Source organism: Burkholderia sp. Bp8986, from assembly GCF_003854225.1.
Taxonomy (GTDB): domain Bacteria; phylum Pseudomonadota; class Gammaproteobacteria; order Burkholderiales; family Burkholderiaceae; genus Burkholderia.
Window position 1 is genome coordinate 1 of the sequence record NZ_QTQM01000067.1, and the last position, 18,872, is coordinate 18,872.

The following is an 18,872-nucleotide window of genomic DNA, read 5'->3' on the forward strand; positions in this document are numbered from 1 at the left end:
ACGCGCTCGCCGTTGCCGGCTTCGACGTGGCGGTCGAGGCAGTTGTACGACGCGTTGAGTTCGCCGTCGTCGAACCATTTGTAGAACGGCGCGTCGCTCTCGTCGAGCACCTTCGTGAACGGCTTGTGCCAGCTGAGGCCCTCGCGCGCGAGACGCGCCCAAAAGCCTTCGTAATCCTGCTCGGCCTCGGCGGCCAGTGCGCGGTAGGCCGGCATGCCGGAGATGTTGGCCGCCTTCTCGAGCGCCGCGGGCGGCGCAAACTGACGGGTTTCGTGAAGAACCGATTCAATCGCAGACATCGACAACCCCTTGGTGAATATGAATCCTCTGCATGGCGGCGCGATCATGCGCGCCGCGCTTCTTTGGCCGGCGCATGTGCGCCGCTGTCTCCCACCCACCCGCGCGCGGCCCGGAGGCTGCGCACGATGCTGCACCGCACCACGTCATGCGACGATGGACGTACGGCCCGGCGATATCCACGATAAGCGCTCGAACTTACCCGTCACTTACGCGGCATGACCGTTTCGCACGCCAGCGCCGCCTTGCGGTCGGCTGCATGACCGCCGGCTTTACGCTGTTACAAACGCGACCCTACAATCCTAACTGAACTCGCCCCCCGGACTCCAGCTTGAATCGCTACGCCCTCTTCCTGATCCTGTCGATGCTGTTCGTCGGCAGCAACGTCGGTATCGGTAAATCCATCGTCGTCTTCGTCCCTGTCGCCATCCTCGCCACGCTGCGCTTCGTGATCGCGATCGCCGTGCTGTGGCCGCTGTTCAGCCCGGTGAAGATGCGCGCGGTCCGGCGTGCGGAATGGCTGAACCTGTTCCTGCAGGCATTCTTCGGCACCTTCATGTTTACGCTGCTGATGCTCAACGGCGTGCAGCGCACGAGCGCGGTCGCGGCCGGCGTGATCACGAGCACGATCCCGGCCATCGTCGCGCTGTTCGCGTGGCTGATCCTGCGGGAAAAACCGAACGGCCGTGCGCTCGTGTCGATCGCGCTCGCAATCGCCGGCGTCGTGACGATCAACCTCGCCAACGGCAGCGCAGGCAGCACGTCCGCGCACGGCGCCGGCGGCACGTCGTCCGGCTCGCTGACCGGCAACCTGCTGATCCTCGGTGCCGTGTGCTGCGAATCGATCTACGTGATCCTGTCGCGCCGGCTCACGCAGACGCTCGCGCCGATCGACATCTGCGCGTACACGCACCTGTTCGGCCTGTGCCTGATGCTGCCGCTCGGCGCGACGGCGCTGTGGCATTTCGATTACGCGAGCGTGCCGGCCGGTACGTGGGCACTCGTCGTCTGGTACGGGCTGTCGGCCAGCATCTTCTCGTTCTGGCTGTGGATGAAGGGCATCCGGCACGTGCCGGGCAGTCTCGCCGGCGTGTTCAGCGCGGTGCTGCCGGTCGCCGCCGCCGCGTACGGCATCGCTTTCCTCGGCGAACGCCCGACGCTCGCGCACGGCATCGCGCTCGCCTGCGTCGTGACCGGCATCGTGCTCGCGAGCCTGCGCGTGAAGCGCGTGCCGGCTGCCGCGTCCTGATCCGTCCCCGGCAGCGCCGGCGCGTCGCTGCAGTCGCGCCGGCCGACGCGTTACAATAGCGCGCCTTTTCAAGATTACCCCCGATACCTGCGCACAGCGCCCGTACCACCATCATGTCTGCCCCGCATTCGCCCGGCTCCACCCGTCGTCCCCTGCGCCCGCTGCCCGCGCTGATCTTCATGAGCCGCTGGCTCCAGGTTCCGCTTTATCTGGGCCTGATCGTCGCGCAGGCCGTCTATGTATTCCTGTTCCTGAAGGAAGTCTGGCACCTGCTGTCGCACGCGAGCTCCCTCGACGAGATCAGCGTGATGCTCGCGGTGCTCGGCCTGATCGACGTCGTGATGATTTCGAACCTGCTGATCATGGTGATCGTCGGCGGCTACGAGACGTTCGTGTCGCGCCTCGGCATCGAGGGCCATCCCGACGAGCCCGAGTGGCTCGACCACGTGAACGCGGGCGTGCTGAAGGTCAAGCTGTCGATGGCGCTGATCAGCATTTCGTCGATCCACCTGCTGAAGACCTTCATCAACCCGGATCAGCACACGACGCACGCGATCATGTGGCAGGTGCTCATCCACGTGTCGTTCCTCGTGTCGGCGCTCGTGATGGCGTGGGTCGACCGCCTGACGACCCACACGCACCCGGCCCATTTCCACGAGACGCATGCGCCGACGCCGGCCGTGTCCCGCAAATCGGTCGAACCTGCCGTCCACGCATAAACGTATTCCCCACAGTCCCCACAGAGTCTCAGCCATGACCGTCATCAAACAGGAAGACCTGATCCAGAGCATCGCGGATTCGCTGCAGTACATCAGCTACTACCACCCGCTCGACTACATCCAGGCCCTCGGCCGCGCGTACGAGCTGGAAGAGAGCCCGGCCGCGAAGGACGCGATCGCGCAGATCCTCACGAACAGCCGCATGTGCGCGGAGGGCAAGCGCCCGATCTGCCAGGACACCGGCATCGTCACGATCTTCGTGAAGGTCGGCATGGACGTGCGCTGGGACGGCGCGACGATGGGCCTCACCGACATGATCAACGAAGGCGTGCGCCGCGGTTACACGCACCCGGACAACGTGCTGCGCGCGTCGATCGTCAATCCGCCGGAAGGTGCCCGCAAGAACACGAAGGACAACACGCCGGCCGTGATCCACTACGAGATCGTGCCGGGCGACAAGGTCGACGTGCAGGTCGCGGCGAAGGGCGGCGGCTCGGAGAACAAGTCGAAGTTCGTGATGCTGAACCCGTCCGATTCGATCGTCGACTGGGTGCTGAAGACAGTCCCGACGATGGGCGCGGGCTGGTGTCCGCCGGGCATGCTCGGGATCGGCATCGGCGGCACCGCCGAGAAGGCGATGCTGATGGCGAAGGAATCGCTGATGGAGCCGATCGACATCCAGGAAATCATCGCGCGCGGCCCGAAGGACTGGGTCGAGGAGCTGCGCGTCGAACTGCACGAGAAGGTCAACGCGCTCGGCATCGGCGCGCAGGGCCTCGGCGGCCTCGCGACCGTGCTCGACGTGAAGATCATGGCTGCTCCGACGCACGCGGCATCGAAGCCGGTCGCGCTGATCCCGAACTGCGCGGCCACGCGTCACGCGCACTTCGTGCTCGACGGCTCGGGCCCCGCGAAGCTCGAGGCGCCGTCGCTCGACGCCTGGCCGAAGGTCCAGTGGGAACCGAACACGGAAACCAGCAAGCGCGTCGACCTGAACACGCTGACGCCGGAAGAAGTCGCCAGCTGGACGCCGGGCCAGACGCTGCTGCTGTCGGGCAAGATGCTCACGGGCCGCGACGCCGCGCACAAGCGCATCGCCGACATGCTGGCGAAGGGCGAGAAGCTGCCGGTCGACTTCACGAACCGCGTGATCTACTACGTCGGTCCGGTCGATCCGGTGCGTGACGAAGTAGTCGGCCCGGCAGGTCCGACGACGGCCACGCGGATGGACAAGTTCACCGAGACGATGCTCGCCCAGACGGGCCTGATCTCGATGGTCGGCAAGGCCGAACGCGGCCCGGTCGCGATCGACGCGATCAAGAAGCACAAAGCGGCCTACCTGATGGCGGTCGGCGGTGCCGCTTACCTCGTGTCGAAGGCGATCCGCGGCGCGAAGGTGCTCGCGTTCGAAGACCTCGGCATGGAAGCGATCTACGAATTCGACGTGCAGGACATGCCGGTGACGGTGGCCGTCGACTCGTCGGGCACGTCGGTGCACCAGACCGGTCCGAAGGAGTGGCAGGCGAAGATCGGCAAGATCCCGGTCGCAACCGCTTAAGCGCACTCGCACGAAAGGCCGGACGACGATCCGGCCTTTTTACTTCTCATTCTCATGATTGCGCGCGGCCGGTGCTTCGACGCTGATTCTCATTCCCGGCAAAAGGCAGGCCCGGCAAGGCTCCGAGGCTTGGCATTTCCCGTTCGAGCGATTATCGTTCGGTTTCTGAAGCCCCATTGAACAAGGAACAGCCATGCAAGGCGACAAGAAAGTCATCGAATACCTGAGCGCCCAACTGAAGAACGAACTCACGGCGATCAACCAGTACTTCCTGCATGCGCGCATGTACAAGCACTGGGGCCTCGACAAGCTCGGCAAGCACGAATACGACGAATCGATCGGCGAAATGAAGCACGCCGACTGGCTGATCGAGCGCGTGTTCATGCTCGACGGCCTGCCGAACCTGCAGGATCTGCACAAGCTGCTGGTCGGCGAGGAAACCGAAGAGATCCTGAAGTGCGACCTGAAGCTCGAGCAGATCTCGCAGTCGACGTGCAAGGAAGCGATCGCTTACTGCGAATCGGTGCGTGACTACGTGTCGCGCGAGATCTTCGAAAAGATCCTCGACGACACCGAAGAGCACATCGACTGGCTGGAAACGCAGATCGACCTGATCGGCAAGGTCGGCCTGCAGAACTACCAGCAGACGATGATGGGTTCGCCCGAGTAATCCTCCCCCCTCGATCGCCACCTTGCCTTCAGCATGACGATGACGAACCACCCCGCCGCCCCCGTCGGCATCTTCGATTCCGGGCTCGGCGGCCTATCGGTGCTGCGCGCCGTGCGCGCGCACCTGCCCGGCGAGTCGTTCGTCTACGTCGCCGATTCGCACCATGCACCGTACGGTCCACGCGACGAGGCGTTCATTACGGAGCGTACGCTGGCCATCGGCGAGTGGCTCGCCCGCGAAGGGGCGAAAGCGCTCGTGATCGCCTGCAACACGGCAACGGCGCGGGCGATCGCGGCCATCCGCGAACGCCTGGCGATACCGCTCGTCGGTGTCGAGCCGGGCATCAAACCGGCCGCCGCCGTGTCCGCGACCGGTATCGCGGGCGTGCTCGCCACGCAATCGACGCTGAACAGCCCGCGCTTCCAGGCGCTGCTCGACCGTTACGGCGCGGGCCGCCGCTTCATCTGCCAGCCGGGCCACGGGCTCGTCGAAGCGATCGAACGCGGCGACACGAACTCGCCCGCGTTGCGTGCGTTGCTCGAGCGTTACCTGCAGCCGATGCTCGACGACGGCGCCGATACGCTGGTGCTCGGCTGCACGCACTACCCGTTCTTCACGGAAACGATTCGTGACCTTGTCGGCGACCGCCTGACGATCGTCGACACGAGCGATGCCATCGCCCGCCAGCTCACGCGTGTGCTCGACGAACGCGGCCTGCGCGCGCCGGCCGGCACGCGTGCCGCGCCGCCGCGCTTCTGCTCGACGAGCGACGGCCTGCAACTGCGCGCACTCGCGTCGTCGCTGCTCGGCCTCGACGTGCCGGTCGAATCCGTCACCATTTCCTCGCCGAACGCGCGCGCCTGCGCGACCGCCTGAAGCGGGCCGGCACGCCGCCGGTTCACCCTCTCCGCCGGCCGCTGCGCCGCCCCTCCATTTCAAGGGTCCGATGACCTTAAAAAAGCCGAACCCAGGCTTGTCAACGCTCGCAAATTTAATGATAATAATTCGCATTAACGTTAGCTATCGCAACTCATCATGATCGTCTGCGTGTGCAAGTCTGTTTCCGATCGCAAGATTCGCGCGTCCCTCGCCGAGGGCGTGAGTTCCTTCGATGAACTCCAGTTCGAGCTCGGCGTGGCCACGTGCTGCGGCAAGTGCGAGGAGTCCGTACGCGACCTCATGGCCGAGCAAGGCGTCTGCGCGAGCCGGTGTGGCGTCGAGCACCACGCTCACCCGATCCCGGTCACGTTCTACGACCGCAAGGCCGCCTGAGCGGCGCCGAGCGTACGCACGCGGCTGCGGCCGCATTTGATGTCCGACCGTCAGCAAGCCATCTTCCGCGCGAGCCAGCGGCTTACCTGCCAAGGAGCCTGTCATGGAATTGCTGATCGGATTTGTGACCACCGTGTGCATCTCGCTGCTGATCTTCCGCAAGTAACACCGATTCACCCGCCGCGCCCCGGGTGCGACGTCGTCCTTTCAAGCTAACATGCAGGCTTCGCAATCCGCTCCTGCCGGCGTCCTGCCGGCTGCCCCACGTATGAATCCCCGGGTCATCACCGTCGCGGTCGGTGTGCTTGCCGCACACGCGATCATGCTGGCGGCCGCCTGGCTCCATCGCAACGCGCCGCCGCCGAAAGAGATCGAGGTCCAGTCGATCACCGCGCAACTCATCCCGCCTGCGCCTGCCGCTCAACCGGTCGCGGTCCAATCGGCCGCGCAGCCCGCACCGCCGAAGCCCGTGCCGCGCGAGAAGCCCAAGGTCGAGCCGAAGCCCGTGCAGAAGGCGGTCAAGCCGACGCCTCAGCCGGTCGCGCAATCCCCGTCGCCGACGCCCGCGCCGGCGGCTGCCGATCCGACACCCGCTCCCGCCGCGCCCGCCCCTGCCGCGCCGGCCGCCGCACCCGGCCCGGCTCGCGAGACGATGCAGGTCAGCGCGCCGAAGAACGTATCGGCACTCAGCTGCAATTTCGTGAAGCCCACCTATCCGTCGATGTCGCGCCGCCGCGGCGAAACGGGCACGGCTTATGTTCACTTCATCATCGGCGTGACGGGCAAGATCGAAAGCGTCCAGTTGCAAAAGAGCAGCGGCTACCCGCGTCTCGACGAAGCCGCGCTCGATGCGACGCGCGCCAGCACCTGTCCGCCGTACATCGAGAACGGGCAAGCGATTCGCGCCGCCCATACGCTGCCCTTCAACTTCACGCTCGACGATTAACCCGCCTCATTCGGAAGATTCAAAGGAAACAAAAATGCAAAGCTACGGTATCGCGCACGTCTGGGCGCAAGGTGATTTCGTCACGCGCACCATTGCGATCACGCTGCTCGTGATGTCGGTCCTGTCGTGGATCGTGATCATCGTCAAGGGCTGGAACGTGGTTCGCCTGAACCGTCTCACGAAGAATGCCGAGCAGGCGTTCTGGCATTCCGACGATTTCGACGACGGCATCAAGAAGCTCGGCCTCGCCGCATCGACGCCGAGCGACAACCCGTTCCTCGCGCTCGCGCTGTCGGGCAAGGAAGCCGCCGATCACCACCATCAGACGCAACCGCACCTGCACGACCGCATGGACGTGTCGGACTGGGTCACGCGCTGCCTGAAGGACACGATGGACGAAGGCATCTCGCGCATGCAGGCCGGTCTCGCGATTCTCGCGTCGATCGGCAGCACGGCGCCGTTCGTCGGCCTGTTCGGCACGGTCTGGGGCATCTACCACGCGCTGCTGGCGATCGGCGCAACCGGCCAGACGTCGATCGACCAGGTCGCGGGTCCGGTCGGCGAATCGCTGATCATGACGGCCTTCGGCCTGTTCGTCGCGATTCCCGCGGTGCTCGGCTACAACGCACTGACCCGCGCGAACAAGGGTGTCGTCAGCAAGCTGCGCCGCTTCGCGCACGGTCTGCACGCGTACTTCGTGACGGGTGCGCGCCTCGCATCGTCGTCGCCCCGCGACGGCCTGCGCCTTGCTTCACGCGCCAGCTGAGACGGGGTGAACCATGGCAATGAACACCGGCTTCAGCGATGACGACGACGATGGCGTGATGAGCGAGATCAACATGACGCCGCTCGTCGACGTCATGCTCGTACTCCTGATCATTTTCCTCGTGACGATCCCGGCGATGCAGCATGCGGTGAAGATCGACCTGCCGCACGCGAGCAGCCAGCCCGTCGACGAAAAGCCGCAGACAGTCGACGTCGCGATCCAGGGCAACGGTACGATCCTGTGGAACGAACAGACGGTCACGCGCGAGCAACTGCAGGCGCACATCGCGGAAGCGGCCCAGCATCAGCCGCAACCGGAGTTGCACCTGCGTGCCGATCGCAAGGTTGCCTATGAACGTGTGGCCGAAGTGATGTCCGATGCGCAGGCCGGCGGCCTGACGAAGCTCGGCTTCGTGACGGAGCCGACTGCGAAGGCGAAGTAACGCACGCGCATTTCGCTACGCGACGGTCGGTCGCTTGGCCGGCCGCGCCTCGCCGGCCACACCTAGCCGGCCACACCTGGCCGGCCGCACCTAGCCGGCCGCGCACAAAGTAAAAGGCCTTCATCGCCAGATGAAGGCCTTTTTTCATGCGCACGCGGGCGCCTTCGGGCGGCGGGCTCTTCGGCGGTATCGGTTGCGCCTCGAGCAACGCAAATGCGGCTACCGTGGTCTGCACGGACTGCGCGTTCTGCCCTATCTGGCTCGCAATATATGCGGCCACCTGATTCCGCTCAGAACTTCCTTCGCGAAATGGGATTTCAATATAGGCCTGCCCGCGGATGCATTCAAGGTCCCGGCGATTGAAACTTGCGATTGCAGGCGGCGCTTCAATGACAAAACAAATTTGCCACGACGCGCATCTTGCATTCAGGTGGCCGAAGCATCGGCCGCCGCCGCATCCTTCTTCGCGCGCTCGGGGCAGCCCGGCTGCTTGTATTCGCCGTGGTCGAGCTTCTCGACCAGATAGTCGACGAACGCGCGCACCGCGGGCGGCATCCCCTGCCGCGACACGAACACCGCGTAGAGCTGCGGCACCGGCAGCGTCCAGCCCGGCATCACCGGCGACAGCTGCCCCGCGCGCAATGCATTGCCGTACATCATCTCGGGCAGCGCCGCGATGCCGAGGCCGTCGAGCACGGCCTCGCGGATCGTCATCAGGTCGGCCGTCACGAGCCGCGGATCGTGCTCGTGCAAATGACGCGTGCCATCCGGTGCGATCAGGCTGAACACGTGCCGCCCGTCGACGCTCGGCGTATCGAGCGTCTCGAAATGGGCCAGATCGTCCGGCACGAGCGGCGGCGCATTCTGGTTCAGCAGGCTCGGCGCGCCGACCAGCATTTGCTCGGTCCGCCACAGCGGCCGCACGACGATGTTCGCGTTCTGCGGCGGCTCCGAGCGCACGCGCAACGCGACGTCGATCGAATCCTCGAACAGGTCGATCACGCGGTTGGTCACACGGATGTGCACCTTGACCTCGGGATAGCGGTGCAGGAATTCGGGAAGGATGCGCGACAGCATCGTCTGCGACAGGGTAACGGGGACGCTCACGCGCACCGAGCCGCGCGGCGACGCACGCAGCTGCTGCACGGCGTTCATCGCGGCCTGCGCCTCGGCGAGCATCGCCTGGCAATGCTGGTAGAACAGTTCTCCCGCCTCGGTCAGCGCGAGCTTGCGCGTCGAGCGCTGCAGCAGGCGCACGCCGAGCGCCGCCTCGAGTTCGGTCAGGCGCCGCGACAGGCGCGATTTCGAGATGCCCAGTACGCGTTCCGCCGCCGAGAAACCGCCGTGTTCGACGACCTGCGAAAAGTACATGAGGTCGTTCAGGTTGTGTGCATCGATGTTCATGTCATCGTTCCAATTTCAGAACAATCCATTGCGAACCGCCGCAAATCGGCCGGTAAAACGCCCAATATAATAGCGCTATGTTTCAAAAATGACGCTATTCCGATGTTATCGAGGGCTTTTGCATGACGACCGCTCGCTCGCTTGACCGCACGTACCCCGCGCTTCGCACGACCGAAGGCGGCGGCTTCGTGGTTCACCGTCCGTTCCCGACCCGGCTGCTGATGGATTTCGATCCGTTCCTGCTGCTCGATGAAATGGGCCCCGTCGACTATGCCCCTGGCGAAGCCAAGGGCGCGCCCGACCATCCGCATCGCGGCTTCGAGACCGTCACCTACGTGCTCGACGGGCGTTTTCGTCATCGCGATTCGGCCGGCCATGCCGGCACGCTCGGGCCCGGCGACGTGCAGTGGATGACGGCCGGCGCGGGCGTCGTGCACAGCGAAATGCCGGATCCCGAGTTCGCTCGGGCCGGCGGACGTTCGCACGGCTTCCAGCTGTGGGTCAATCTGCCGCGCCGCGACAAGCTGATCGCACCGCGCTACCAGGAGATCCCGGCCGGCCGCATCCCGAGCGCGACGTCGCCGGACGGCCGCGCGCAGGTACGCGTGATCGCCGGCGAAGCGTTCGGCGTGCGTGCGGCAATCGAGACGCGCACGCCGATCCTCTACCAGCATTTCACGCTGCAACCGGGCGCAACGGTCACGCAGCCGGTGCCGGCAGGGTATCGCGTGTTCGCCTACCCGCTCGACGGAGCCGGCCGCTACGGGCCCGACAGGCAGCCGGTCGACGCACGGCACATGGTCGTCTACGGTGACGATGGCGATGCGGTGACGTTCGAGGCCGGCGATACGCCGCTCGACCTGCTGCTGATCGGCGGCGTGCCGCTCAACGAGCCGATCGTCCGCTATGGCCCGTTCGTGATGAATACCGAGGAAGAGATCCGGCAGGCCGTCGTCGACTACCAGACCGGCCGCATGGGTCGCATCGAAGCGTGACGTCCGATCGGGGGGGCGCAGGTGCCGCGAAACCGCTCGTTTTGCGTCACAATGACTTCTTGAACCATGTGGCTGCCCGCCACCAGAAGGAACCCGCCCCCGTGAATTTCGAACATCTGATCCAGATCAACTCCGACGATCCGGCCGTGCCTTCCCTGACCCGCGACCAGCTCTGGGAAGGCCTCGTACTGCGCGCCGAACAGCCGCAGCTGTTCGTGATCGGCCTCGACAGCTGTGTCGTCCACGAACGGACGGACACGACGCTCGAACGCGAACTGCACTACGGGCATGCGACCGTGCGCGACCGCGTGACGTTCACCCCGAACCAGCAAGTGCGCTACGACATCCATGCGGCCGGCGGCGAAATCGGCGGCTCGCTGACGATGACGATCGAGGAGCGCGACGACCACGAGCTGTTCCTGCGCTTCGAATACCGCACGACGCTGACCGTCACGGACGACAGCGAGGAAGCGCGCCAGACGCACGGCATCGTCAAGGAAGCGTATCGCACGTCGGACATCGACACGGTGCGCCTGATTCGCGAATACGCCCAGGGGCGCAAGGACCCCGACCCGCTCCACTGACGTCGGCGGCGGCCTGCGGGCCGCCCATTCGACTCAGGCTATCGAATTCGTCATATCGATCGATAAAGAGTTTTTGTAAATGGGAATAGTTATCATTTAGAATTCATTCCATCGTATCGACAGTCACCGATCAACCGAATGACCGACACCACGCGCCCGACCACGCTGAGCTTGCGCCGCCCGACCGGCACCGCAAGCGCCAACCGTCAGAAGACGGCGGCGGTCACGACGCCGGCGAAACCCGCCGCTAGTAGCCACGATGCCGGCACCCGGACCCTCAGCAGCGATGCGCTGCTGCAAGGCCACAGCCACATCAGCATCGCGCATAACGGAGAGACGTATCAGTTGCGTGCCACGCGGCTCGGCAAACTGATCCTGACGAAGTAACGACAGAGTATTGTGGGGACCACCTCCCTGAGAGGTGTTGGGCAGTAGCCAGCGTAACGGCTTGCACGCGAGATCTAGACCCCTTCGTGCAAACACACTCAAGCAGCCGTTGCAGCAAGCCAAGCCACTTTTTTGGTTCTCGCACAAGGCAGAAAAAAGCGACACGTCGAAGGACGTGTCGCTTTTTCGTTTGGGCGTCCGGATGCAACGGAAAAAGCATCGCGGTTGTCTGCGCTGCGGCTTCGACGCGTTCCGGAGCCACGCAGCGGGACCACCCTCTGGTTCCGCCGGAACCCGGCCGCAAGGCCTTCAATCCCGCATCAGAAACCCCAGAACATCAGCCACCATGCGCTGTCGACCACGGCCAGGCCTGCGGCGAACCACGCGAATGCAGCCAGCCGGCGCGGCCATGCCGCATAGCGCCCCGTCACTTTCCATGCGAGCCAGGCGCTCCACGCATTCGCGCCGACCAGAATCGCGATGCGCACGTCGGCTGCCCAGCCGAGCGGCACGTGCTCGGCCCGCAGCAGCGACAGCGTCGTCGCCGACAGCCCGAGGAACACGCCGGCTCCTGCGATCGGGATCAGCGCCTGCGCGAGGTGATGGAGACGCGTGCGATCGAAGCGTCCGAGCATCAGCGTCGCGCCAGCCAGCAGCACGAGCAGCGCGGTGCCGTACACGAGCCCCGTGCCGACGATGTAACTGACGATCAGCCCGCCGTCGAGCCACGAAAACACGTCGTTGCGATCCGGATAGTGCGTGAGCAGGAACCACGGTGCATTGGTCTCGAGCGGCCACGTGATGTCGTGATCGATCAGCCAGCCCGCGAGCCATTGCTTGATCTGCACGAACCACGGGCTCACGGTCCAGTGGAACGCACCGATCGCGACGCCGAGCAGGCCGTACAGGATCAGCGCCGTGTCCCACGGGCTCGCCTGCTGCGCGCCGAGGTTCACGACCTCGTCGGACGGCGAGCGCCACGACAGCTCAATTGCGTCACGGTGCCCGCTGCAGCGGCCGCACATGTGGCAGGCGGCGGCGCCCTTCATGTTGCGCAACGGCACGAGCGGCGCGCAATTGATCGGAATCACGCGATGCCCATGCTCGCCGTTCTTGTACGAGCGGCGCCACGCATCCTCGTCGACCTTGTAGCGCATCGGCGCGAGCCGCGCGAGCAGCCCGAACACGCCATTGACCGGGCACAGATACTTGCACCACACGCGCTTCTCGCGGCCGTACAGCACGCCGATCACGATCGCGCCGACGGTCGAGCCGCCGAGTACGAACAGCACCGCGAGCGGGTACTGGTACACGCTCACCATCTGCCCGTAGATCGTCGTGAGCCCGAACGCGACGAACGGCCAGCCGCCCCACCGCATCCAGCGCGGAATCGCGCCGCCGCGGCCGAACTTGCTCGCATATTCGGTCAGCGCGCCTTCCGGACACAGCACGCCGCACCAGACGCGGCCGAGCATCACCATCGACAGCAGCACGAACGGCCACCAGATGCCCCAGAACACGAACTGCGCAATCAGCGTGAGATTGTTCCAGAGGTGCGCGGAATCGTCCGGCAGCGGCAACACCGCCGGCACGATGATCAGGAATGCGTAGACGCCAACGACGATCCACTGGATGCCGCGGATCACCGCGCCGTGGCGCTGCATCCACTGGCCGGCCTGCGCGAGCCAGCCCGGCTTGGCTGCGGCGACGACACTCATGCCGCGCGGCCTGCGGGAACGGCCGGACGACGGCTCGCGCGCTTCATCAGCAGCCAGACCACCGCCCAGTACACCGCATAGGCGATCAGGTTGGTCAGAGCCGGATGCGCGCGATAGCCGGTCAGCGTCGCGACGAGCGAACCGAACGTGCCGGAATCATCGAGGATCCCCGACGTGTCCCACACCTGCGAAATGCCGAGCGGCAGGATTTCCTTGTCGATCAGCTTGTCGACGCCGGTCTGGAACAGGCCCGCGCCGAGGAACAGCAGCATCACTTCGGTGACACGGAAGAAATGCCGCCACGAGAAGTACTTGCCGCCGAGCTGCAGCAGATAGAACGTGAGGAGCGCGAGGCCGAGGCCGATCACGACCGCGAGCATCTGGCCGCCGTCCACGCGCCCCGACTGGCCGAAACCGAGGCCGTACAGGAAGATCACCGTCTCGCTGCCTTCGCGTGCGATCGCGAGTGCGACCAGCACGGCGACGCCCCACCAGTTCGAATCGCGCGTGCTCTGCTGCAGCGACTGCTCCATGTCGCGCTTCAGCGTGCGGCCGTGCCGGCGCATCCACAGCACCATCTGCACGATCAGCACGCACGCGATCAGCACCATCGCGGTCTGGAAATAGTCCTGCGCGTCACCGGACAGCACTTCGGTGAAGCCGACGAGCGCGGCGCCGAGACCGACGGCCATCAGCAGGCCGACTGCCACGCCCGTCCAGAGAAAGGGCAGGCCGCGGCGCGCGTCGTCGTCGCCGTTCTTCAGCCATGCATAGAGGATGCCGACGACGAGCAGCGCTTCGACGCTCTCCCGCCAGACGATGAACAAGATCTGACCCATTGAATCCTCCTGACGTGCGGGGCAAGGCACGCGTACGCCCGCACGCAGATAAAACGCATTACTTCGCGACGATCACGCCCTGTGCCTGCTGGTGGAAATCGTCGAAAAACTTGTATTCGCCCGGCGACAGCGGGGCGACGACCACGAACGAATCGGCGCCCGGCGCAAGCACCTTTTCCTTGCGCAACTGCACGCTCTCGAATTCGGCGGCGCCCTTGCCGGTATTCCGGATCTCGATCTTGAAGCGCTGCCCGGCCGGCACTTCGATACGGGCGGGATTCAGCTTGCCGTCCGTCATCTCGAGCTTGAACGTCGGCAGATCGGCGGCATGCGCCGCGCCGGCGAGCCACAGCGCGGCGGCTGCGGCGACGATTTTCTGGGGAAATTTCATTCTGGGTTCTCTACGCCGACGGCGCGCCGAAGCGCGCCGTCCGTGATGCCACCGATCAGTACCCGCCCTTCTTGCCGATGCCGGCGAACGGGAAGTCGTATTCGAGGGTGATGGGCTTGAACCATGCGCCCACGCCCGTTTCCTTGTCGACGTGACGGCCGAACGCCATGTGGCCCGACTGCATCGGCGGCTTGACGGTCATCGTCAGGTGGTACTTGCCCGGGCCGGCCAGCTTCACGTTGTCGCCGTAGTGCGGGCCGTCGCTCGCGACCATGCCCATCAGGTCGCCTTCGGCCTTCCACTTCGTGTCGCCCTGCTTCGTCAGCTTGTACGTGACCTGCAGGTACGGCATCCAGTCGCCTTCCGCGAAACCCGTCGGGTTGTTCTTGACCGCGTGGATGTCGGCCTCGAGGTGGATGTCCGAATCCGACGCCTTGCGCATCATCCCTTCCGGATCCATCGAGATCGGCTGCAGGTACACCGCGCCGATTTCCATGCCGCCCTGGATCTGCTGCTTGCCGATCGGATATTCGGCTGCCGTTGCCGACATCGCGGCAAGCGCCGCCGCTACCGCAACCGACGTGCGGATGAACGAAGAACCCAACATGGACACTCCTTGTTATTTGTCTGGTGACTTGCGCGCCGCCGGTCAGGTCCGCGCGCTGGAAACACTAACGCAACGAATAACGTTAATGCGAACTATTCTCAATACTTGCGAAGTTTAGCACCGAACCGGCTCCGGAACAAACGAGACACCGCGTAAACCCCTGATCCGACAAGGCTTACAACGGTGTTACCAGAAGGTTTCAGTGACGTTTGGAAAGATTTACCGGCCGCCGTTGACGTGGTCGCCCACGTTCGCGCCGAACACGCGTTCACGCAGCAACGCAAGCTGGTCGCGCGTCGCCGCAGCCTTTTCGAACTCGAGGTTCTTCGCGTAGTCGGCCATCTGCTTTTCGAGACGCTTGATCTCTTTCGAGATCTGCTTTTCCGACATGTCCTCGAACTTCGCGCGTTGCTGCGCTTCCTTCAGCTCGGCGCGCGCTTCGTCGGCGTTGTAGACGCCGTCGATGATGTCCTTGATGCGCTTCACCACGCCGCGCGGCGTGATGCCCATCTTCTCGTTGTGCGCGATCTGCTTCGCGCGGCGCCGCTCGGTCTCGCCGATCGCGCGTTTCATCGACTCGGTCATGTTATCGGCATAGAGGATCGCCTTGCCGTTCACGTTGCGCGCCGCGCGGCCGATCGTCTGGATCAGCGAGCGTTCGGCGCGCAGGAAGCCTTCCTTGTCCGCATCGAGAATCGCGACCAGCGACACTTCCGGGATGTCGAGGCCCTCGCGCAGCAGGTTGATCCCGACCAGCACGTCGAACGTGCCGAGCCGCAGGTCGCGGATGATCTCGACCCGCTCCACCGTGTCGATGTCGCTGTGCAGGTAGCGCACCTTGACGCCGTGGTCGGCCAGGAACTCGGTGAGCTGTTCGGCCATCCGCTTCGTGAGCACGGTGATCAGCACGCGCTCGCCGGCGTTCACGCGCGCGTTGATCTCGGTCAGCACGTCGTCGACCTGCGAGCTTGCCGGGCGCACTTCGATTTCCGGATCGACGAGCCCGGTCGGCCGCACCACCTGCTCGGCCACCTGCCCCGTCACGCGCTGCTCGTAGTCGGCCGGCGTCGCCGACACGAACACCACCTGGCGCATCTTGCGCTCGAACTCGGGGAACTTCAGCGGCCGGTTGTCCAGCGCCGACGGCAACCGGAAACCGTAGTTCACGAGGTTTTCCTTGCGCGCGCGGTCGCCGTTGTACATGCCGTTCAGCTGGCCGATCAGCACGTGCGATTCGTCGAGCAGCATCAGTGCATCGGGCGGCAGGTAGTCGACGAGCGTCGGCGGCGGCTCGCCGGGCGCGGCGCCCGAGAAGTGCCGCGAGTAGTTCTCGATGCCCTTGCAGAAGCCGAGTTCCTGCAGCATCTCGAGGTCGAAACGCGTGCGCTGCTCGAGGCGCTGCGCCTCGACGAGCTTGCCGTCGCGGTGGAAGAACTCGAGGCGCTCGCGCAATTCGTCCTTGATCGTCTCGACCGCCCGCATCACGGTGTCGCGCGGCGTCACGTAGTGCGACGACGGATACACGGTGAAGCGCGGGATCTTCTGCCGCACGCGCCCGGTCAGCGGGTCGAACAGCTGCAGCGTCTCGACCTCGTCGTCGAACAGCTCGACGCGCACGGCCAGCTCCGCATGCTCGGCCGGGAAGATGTCGATCGTGTCGCCGCGCACGCGGAACGTGCCGCGCTGGAAGTCCTGTTCGTTGCGCGAATACTGCATCGCGATCAGCCGCGCGATCACGTCGCGCTGGCCGAGCTTGTCGCCGGTGCGCAGCGTCAGGATCATCTGGTGGTATTCGGACGGGTTGCCGATACCGTAGATCGCCGACACCGTCGCGACGATCACCACGTCGCGGCGCTCCATCAGGCTCTTCGTCGCCGACAGCCGCATCTGCTCGATATGCTCGTTGATCGACGAATCCTTCTCGATGAACAGGTCGCGCTGCGGCACGTACGCTTCCGGCTGGTAATAGTCGTAGTACGACACGAAGTACTCGACCGCGTTGCGCGGGAAGAACTCGCGGAACTCCGCGTAGAGCTGCGCCGCAAGCGTCTTGTTCGGCGCGAACACGATGGCCGGGCGGCCGAGCCGCGCGATCGTGTTGGCCATCGTGAAGGTCTTGCCCGAACCCGTCACGCCGAGCAGCGTCTGGAATGCGAGGCCGTCGCCGACACCTTCGACGAGCGTTTCGATCGCGGTCGGCTGGTCGCCTGCGGGCGGGTATGGCTGGTACAACTGGAACGGCGACCCTTCGAAGGTCACGAATTTCGATTCGTCGAGCGCGTCGCCGACTTCGGCGTGATGTTCGGACATGGAGTGCGGCCGGAGCGAGGGCAAAAAAACTATTCTAGCGCTTCGCGGCGTTGCGGACCGCTGACGGCTCCTGACGCGCGGCAGCGGTCCGAAATCGCAATTCGGCGCGCAATCGCCGCCTCCGGCAGCGTGAATTCGCTACAATGTCAGGCTGCTGCGCTTTCCGGCGCCATGCCCGTTGGCGCGCGGTCCGCTGCGCCCGCCCCGCCGGCTGAAAGCCTGACCCTCTTTTCACTACTGCCGAATCATCATGTCGCTCTTCTCCGCTGTCCAGCTTGCTCCCCGCGACCCGATCCTGGGCCTGAACGAAGCCTTCAACGCCGATACGCGTCCGACCAAGGTCAACCTCGGCGTCGGTGTGTACACGAACGAAGAAGGCAAGATTCCGCTGCTGCGCGCCGTTCGCGAAGCGGAAAAGGCGCGTGTCGACGCCGGCCTGCCGCGCGGCTACCTGCCGATCGACGGGATCGCCGCGTACGACGCAGCGGTGCAGAAGCTGCTGCTCGGCAACGATTCGCCGCTGATCGCCGCAGGCCGTGTGGTCACGGCGCAGGCACTGGGCGGCACGGGCGCACTGAAGATCGGCGCCGATTTCCTGCGCACCGTGAACCCGAACGTGAAGGTGGCGATCAGCGACCCGAGCTGGGAGAACCACCGCGCGCTGTTCGAAGCGGCCGGCTTCGAAGTCGTCGCGTACCCGTACTACGACGCCGCAACCAACGGCGTGAACTTCGAAGGCATGCTGTCGGCGCTGAACAGCTATGCAGCCGGCACGATCGTCGTGCTGCACGCGTGCTGCCACAACCCGACCGGCGTGGATCTGACCGAAGCGCAATGGCAGCAGGTGGTCGACGTCGTCAAGGCACGCAACCTCGTGCCGTTCCTCGACATGGCTTACCAGGGCTTCGGCGAGAACATCGAGGCCGATGCCGCCGCGGTGCGTCTGTTTGCCGCGGCCGACCTGAACGCGTTCGTGTCGTCGTCGTTCTCGAAGTCGTTCTCGCTGTACGGCGAGCGCGTCGGCGCGCTGTCGATCATCACGTCGAGCAAGGAAGAAGCGACGCGCGTGCTGTCGCAACTGAAGCGCGTGATCCGCACGAACTACTCGAACCCGCCGACCCATGGCGGCGCCGTCGTCGCGGCCGTGCTCGCGTCGCCGGAACTGCATGCTGCGTGGGTGCAGGAACTCGGCGAAATGCGCGACCGCATCCGCGCGATGCGCAACGGTCTCGTCGAGCGCCTGAAGGCGAGCGGCGTCGATCGCGACTTCAGCTTCATCAACGCGCAGCGCGGGATGTTCTCGTATTCGGGCCTGACCTCGGCGCAAGTCGATCGCCTGCGCGAAGAGTTCGGCATCTACGCAGTCGGCACCGGCCGGATCTGCGTTGCTGCACTGAACACGCGCAATCTCGACGCGGTCGCCACCGCAGTCGCTGCGGTCCTGAAGTAAGCCGGTGCCAGCGGGTGGCAACCCGCTCTGCCGAAACAAAAAACGCGCTCCCCGGAGCGCGTTTTTTCATGCCGTTCGACTGTCGGCGAATGCTCGCTGCAGCACAAGCGGCGCGCAGCGCGGCCGCCCGTGCCGGAGTCCGTTACTGCATGAACCAGCCGTGGCTGACGACGAACGACTGGCCCGTGAGGGCGGCGCTCGGGAACGCCGACAGGAACAGCACCGTCTGCGCGACGTCCTGCACCGTCGTGAACACGCCGTCGACCGT

20 protein-coding genes and 1 pseudogene are annotated in these 18,872 nt (G+C 65.2%); 13 read left to right on the plus strand and 8 right to left on the minus strand.

What is annotated here, in order from left to right; genetic code table 11:
• Positions 1-299: acetyl-coenzyme A synthetase N-terminal domain-containing protein (locus tag DID99_RS34195; protein WP_311767506.1), on the minus strand; the 299-nt coding region annotated here is incomplete at its 3' end.
• Between the two features lie 329 nt (positions 300-628).
• Between DID99_RS34195 and DID99_RS34205 the strand changes: the two genes are divergently transcribed.
• From DID99_RS34205 to DID99_RS34245, 9 genes are all read left to right on the plus strand, one after another.
• On the plus strand, positions 629-1,546 hold the full coding sequence (locus DID99_RS34205; protein WP_124668501.1) for a DMT family transporter: 918 nt from the start codon (positions 629-631) through the stop codon (positions 1,544-1,546).
• Between the two features lie 113 nt (positions 1,547-1,659).
• Positions 1,660-2,265 carry a TIGR00645 family protein gene (locus tag DID99_RS34210; protein WP_124489791.1) on the plus strand — a complete coding sequence of 202 codons (606 nt, stop codon included), beginning with the start codon at positions 1,660-1,662 and terminating at the stop codon, positions 2,263-2,265.
• 34 nt (positions 2,266-2,299) lie between these two features.
• Positions 2,300-3,823: a fumarate hydratase gene (locus DID99_RS34215; RefSeq protein WP_006478316.1), complete on the plus strand. Its 1,524-nt coding sequence runs from the start codon at positions 2,300-2,302 to the stop codon at positions 3,821-3,823.
• A 193-nt stretch (positions 3,824-4,016) separates the two neighbouring features.
• The gene (gene bfr, locus DID99_RS34220) at positions 4,017-4,493 is read left to right on the plus strand and encodes a bacterioferritin (protein ID WP_124668502.1); all 477 of its coding nucleotides are present in this window, start codon (positions 4,017-4,019) and stop codon (positions 4,491-4,493) included.
• A gap of 39 nt (positions 4,494-4,532) precedes the next feature.
• Complete coding sequence (gene murI, locus DID99_RS34225; protein WP_260428140.1) at positions 4,533-5,369, plus strand: glutamate racemase; 837 nt, start codon at positions 4,533-4,535, stop codon at positions 5,367-5,369.
• A 159-nt stretch (positions 5,370-5,528) separates the two neighbouring features.
• Positions 5,529-5,765: a bacterioferritin-associated ferredoxin gene (locus DID99_RS34230; protein ID WP_011885486.1), complete on the plus strand. Its 237-nt coding sequence runs from the start codon at positions 5,529-5,531 to the stop codon at positions 5,763-5,765.
• A gap of 217 nt (positions 5,766-5,982) precedes the next feature.
• The gene (locus DID99_RS34235) at positions 5,983-6,711 is read left to right on the plus strand and encodes an energy transducer TonB (protein ID WP_044849000.1); all 729 of its coding nucleotides are present in this window, start codon (positions 5,983-5,985) and stop codon (positions 6,709-6,711) included.
• A 34-nt stretch (positions 6,712-6,745) separates the two neighbouring features.
• Positions 6,746-7,477 carry a MotA/TolQ/ExbB proton channel family protein gene (locus DID99_RS34240; protein ID WP_124668503.1) on the plus strand — a complete coding sequence of 244 codons (732 nt, stop codon included), beginning with the start codon at positions 6,746-6,748 and terminating at the stop codon, positions 7,475-7,477.
• Between the two features lie 13 nt (positions 7,478-7,490).
• The gene (locus tag DID99_RS34245; RefSeq protein ID WP_044848998.1) at positions 7,491-7,919 is read left to right on the plus strand and encodes a biopolymer transporter ExbD; all 429 of its coding nucleotides are present in this window, start codon (positions 7,491-7,493) and stop codon (positions 7,917-7,919) included.
• Between the two features lie 426 nt (positions 7,920-8,345).
• Here the strand turns inward: DID99_RS34245 and DID99_RS34255 are convergent, their stop codons facing one another.
• A complete protein-coding gene (locus DID99_RS34255; protein WP_124489788.1) occupies positions 8,346-9,323 on the minus strand; it encodes a LysR family transcriptional regulator in 978 nt (325 codons plus the stop codon).
• A 122-nt stretch (positions 9,324-9,445) separates the two neighbouring features.
• On the opposite strand from DID99_RS34255, the gene DID99_RS34260 reads away from it, so the two are divergent.
• The 3 genes from DID99_RS34260 to hemP all read left to right on the plus strand — a co-directional run bounded on the left by DID99_RS34260 (position 9,446) and on the right by hemP (position 11,289).
• Positions 9,446-10,318, plus strand: coding sequence for a pirin family protein (locus DID99_RS34260; RefSeq protein ID WP_124489787.1), 873 nt, complete (start codon positions 9,446-9,448; stop codon positions 10,316-10,318).
• 101 nt (positions 10,319-10,419) lie between these two features.
• Positions 10,420-10,902: an SRPBCC family protein gene (locus DID99_RS34265; RefSeq protein WP_044849005.1), complete on the plus strand. Its 483-nt coding sequence runs from the start codon at positions 10,420-10,422 to the stop codon at positions 10,900-10,902.
• A gap of 138 nt (positions 10,903-11,040) precedes the next feature.
• Positions 11,041-11,289 (plus strand): hemin uptake protein HemP, encoded by a 249-nt coding sequence (gene hemP, locus DID99_RS34270; protein WP_124489786.1) that lies wholly within the window; start codon positions 11,041-11,043, stop codon positions 11,287-11,289.
• Positions 11,290-11,609: 320 nt separating this feature from the next.
• Here the strand turns inward: hemP and DID99_RS34280 are convergent, their stop codons facing one another.
• From DID99_RS34280 to uvrB, 5 genes are all read right to left on the minus strand, one after another.
• A complete protein-coding gene (locus tag DID99_RS34280) occupies positions 11,610-13,007 on the minus strand; it encodes a 4Fe-4S binding protein (protein WP_124668504.1) in 1,398 nt (465 codons plus the stop codon).
• The gene (locus DID99_RS34285) at positions 13,004-13,846 is read right to left on the minus strand and encodes an FTR1 family protein (RefSeq protein ID WP_124668505.1); all 843 of its coding nucleotides are present in this window, start codon (positions 13,844-13,846) and stop codon (positions 13,004-13,006) included. Before DID99_RS34285 ends, DID99_RS34280 begins: the two co-directional genes overlap by 4 nt.
• Positions 13,847-13,904: 58 nt before the next feature.
• Positions 13,905-14,237 carry a cupredoxin domain-containing protein gene (locus tag DID99_RS34290; RefSeq protein ID WP_006760846.1) on the minus strand — a complete coding sequence of 111 codons (333 nt, stop codon included), beginning with the start codon at positions 14,235-14,237 and terminating at the stop codon, positions 13,905-13,907.
• 55 nt (positions 14,238-14,292) lie between these two features.
• Positions 14,293-14,844 (minus strand): iron transporter, encoded by a 552-nt coding sequence (locus tag DID99_RS34295; protein WP_124489781.1) that lies wholly within the window; start codon positions 14,842-14,844, stop codon positions 14,293-14,295.
• A gap of 219 nt (positions 14,845-15,063) precedes the next feature.
• Positions 15,064-17,154, minus strand: coding sequence for an excinuclease ABC subunit UvrB (uvrB, locus tag DID99_RS34300; RefSeq protein ID WP_044848990.1), 2,091 nt, complete (start codon positions 17,152-17,154; stop codon positions 15,064-15,066).
• A gap of 250 nt (positions 17,155-17,404) precedes the next feature.
• Here uvrB and DID99_RS34310 point away from each other — a divergent pair, with 250 nt between their 5' ends.
• Entirely contained in the window at positions 17,405-18,604 is a 1,200-nt protein-coding gene (locus tag DID99_RS34310) for an amino acid aminotransferase (RefSeq protein WP_124489780.1), read from the plus strand.
• A 142-nt stretch (positions 18,605-18,746) separates the two neighbouring features.
• On the opposite strand, the pseudogene DID99_RS34315 reads toward DID99_RS34310, so the two are convergent.
• Positions 18,747-18,872 (minus strand): annotated as a pseudogene (locus DID99_RS34315) (3-hydroxybutyrate dehydrogenase); the annotation flags it as partial.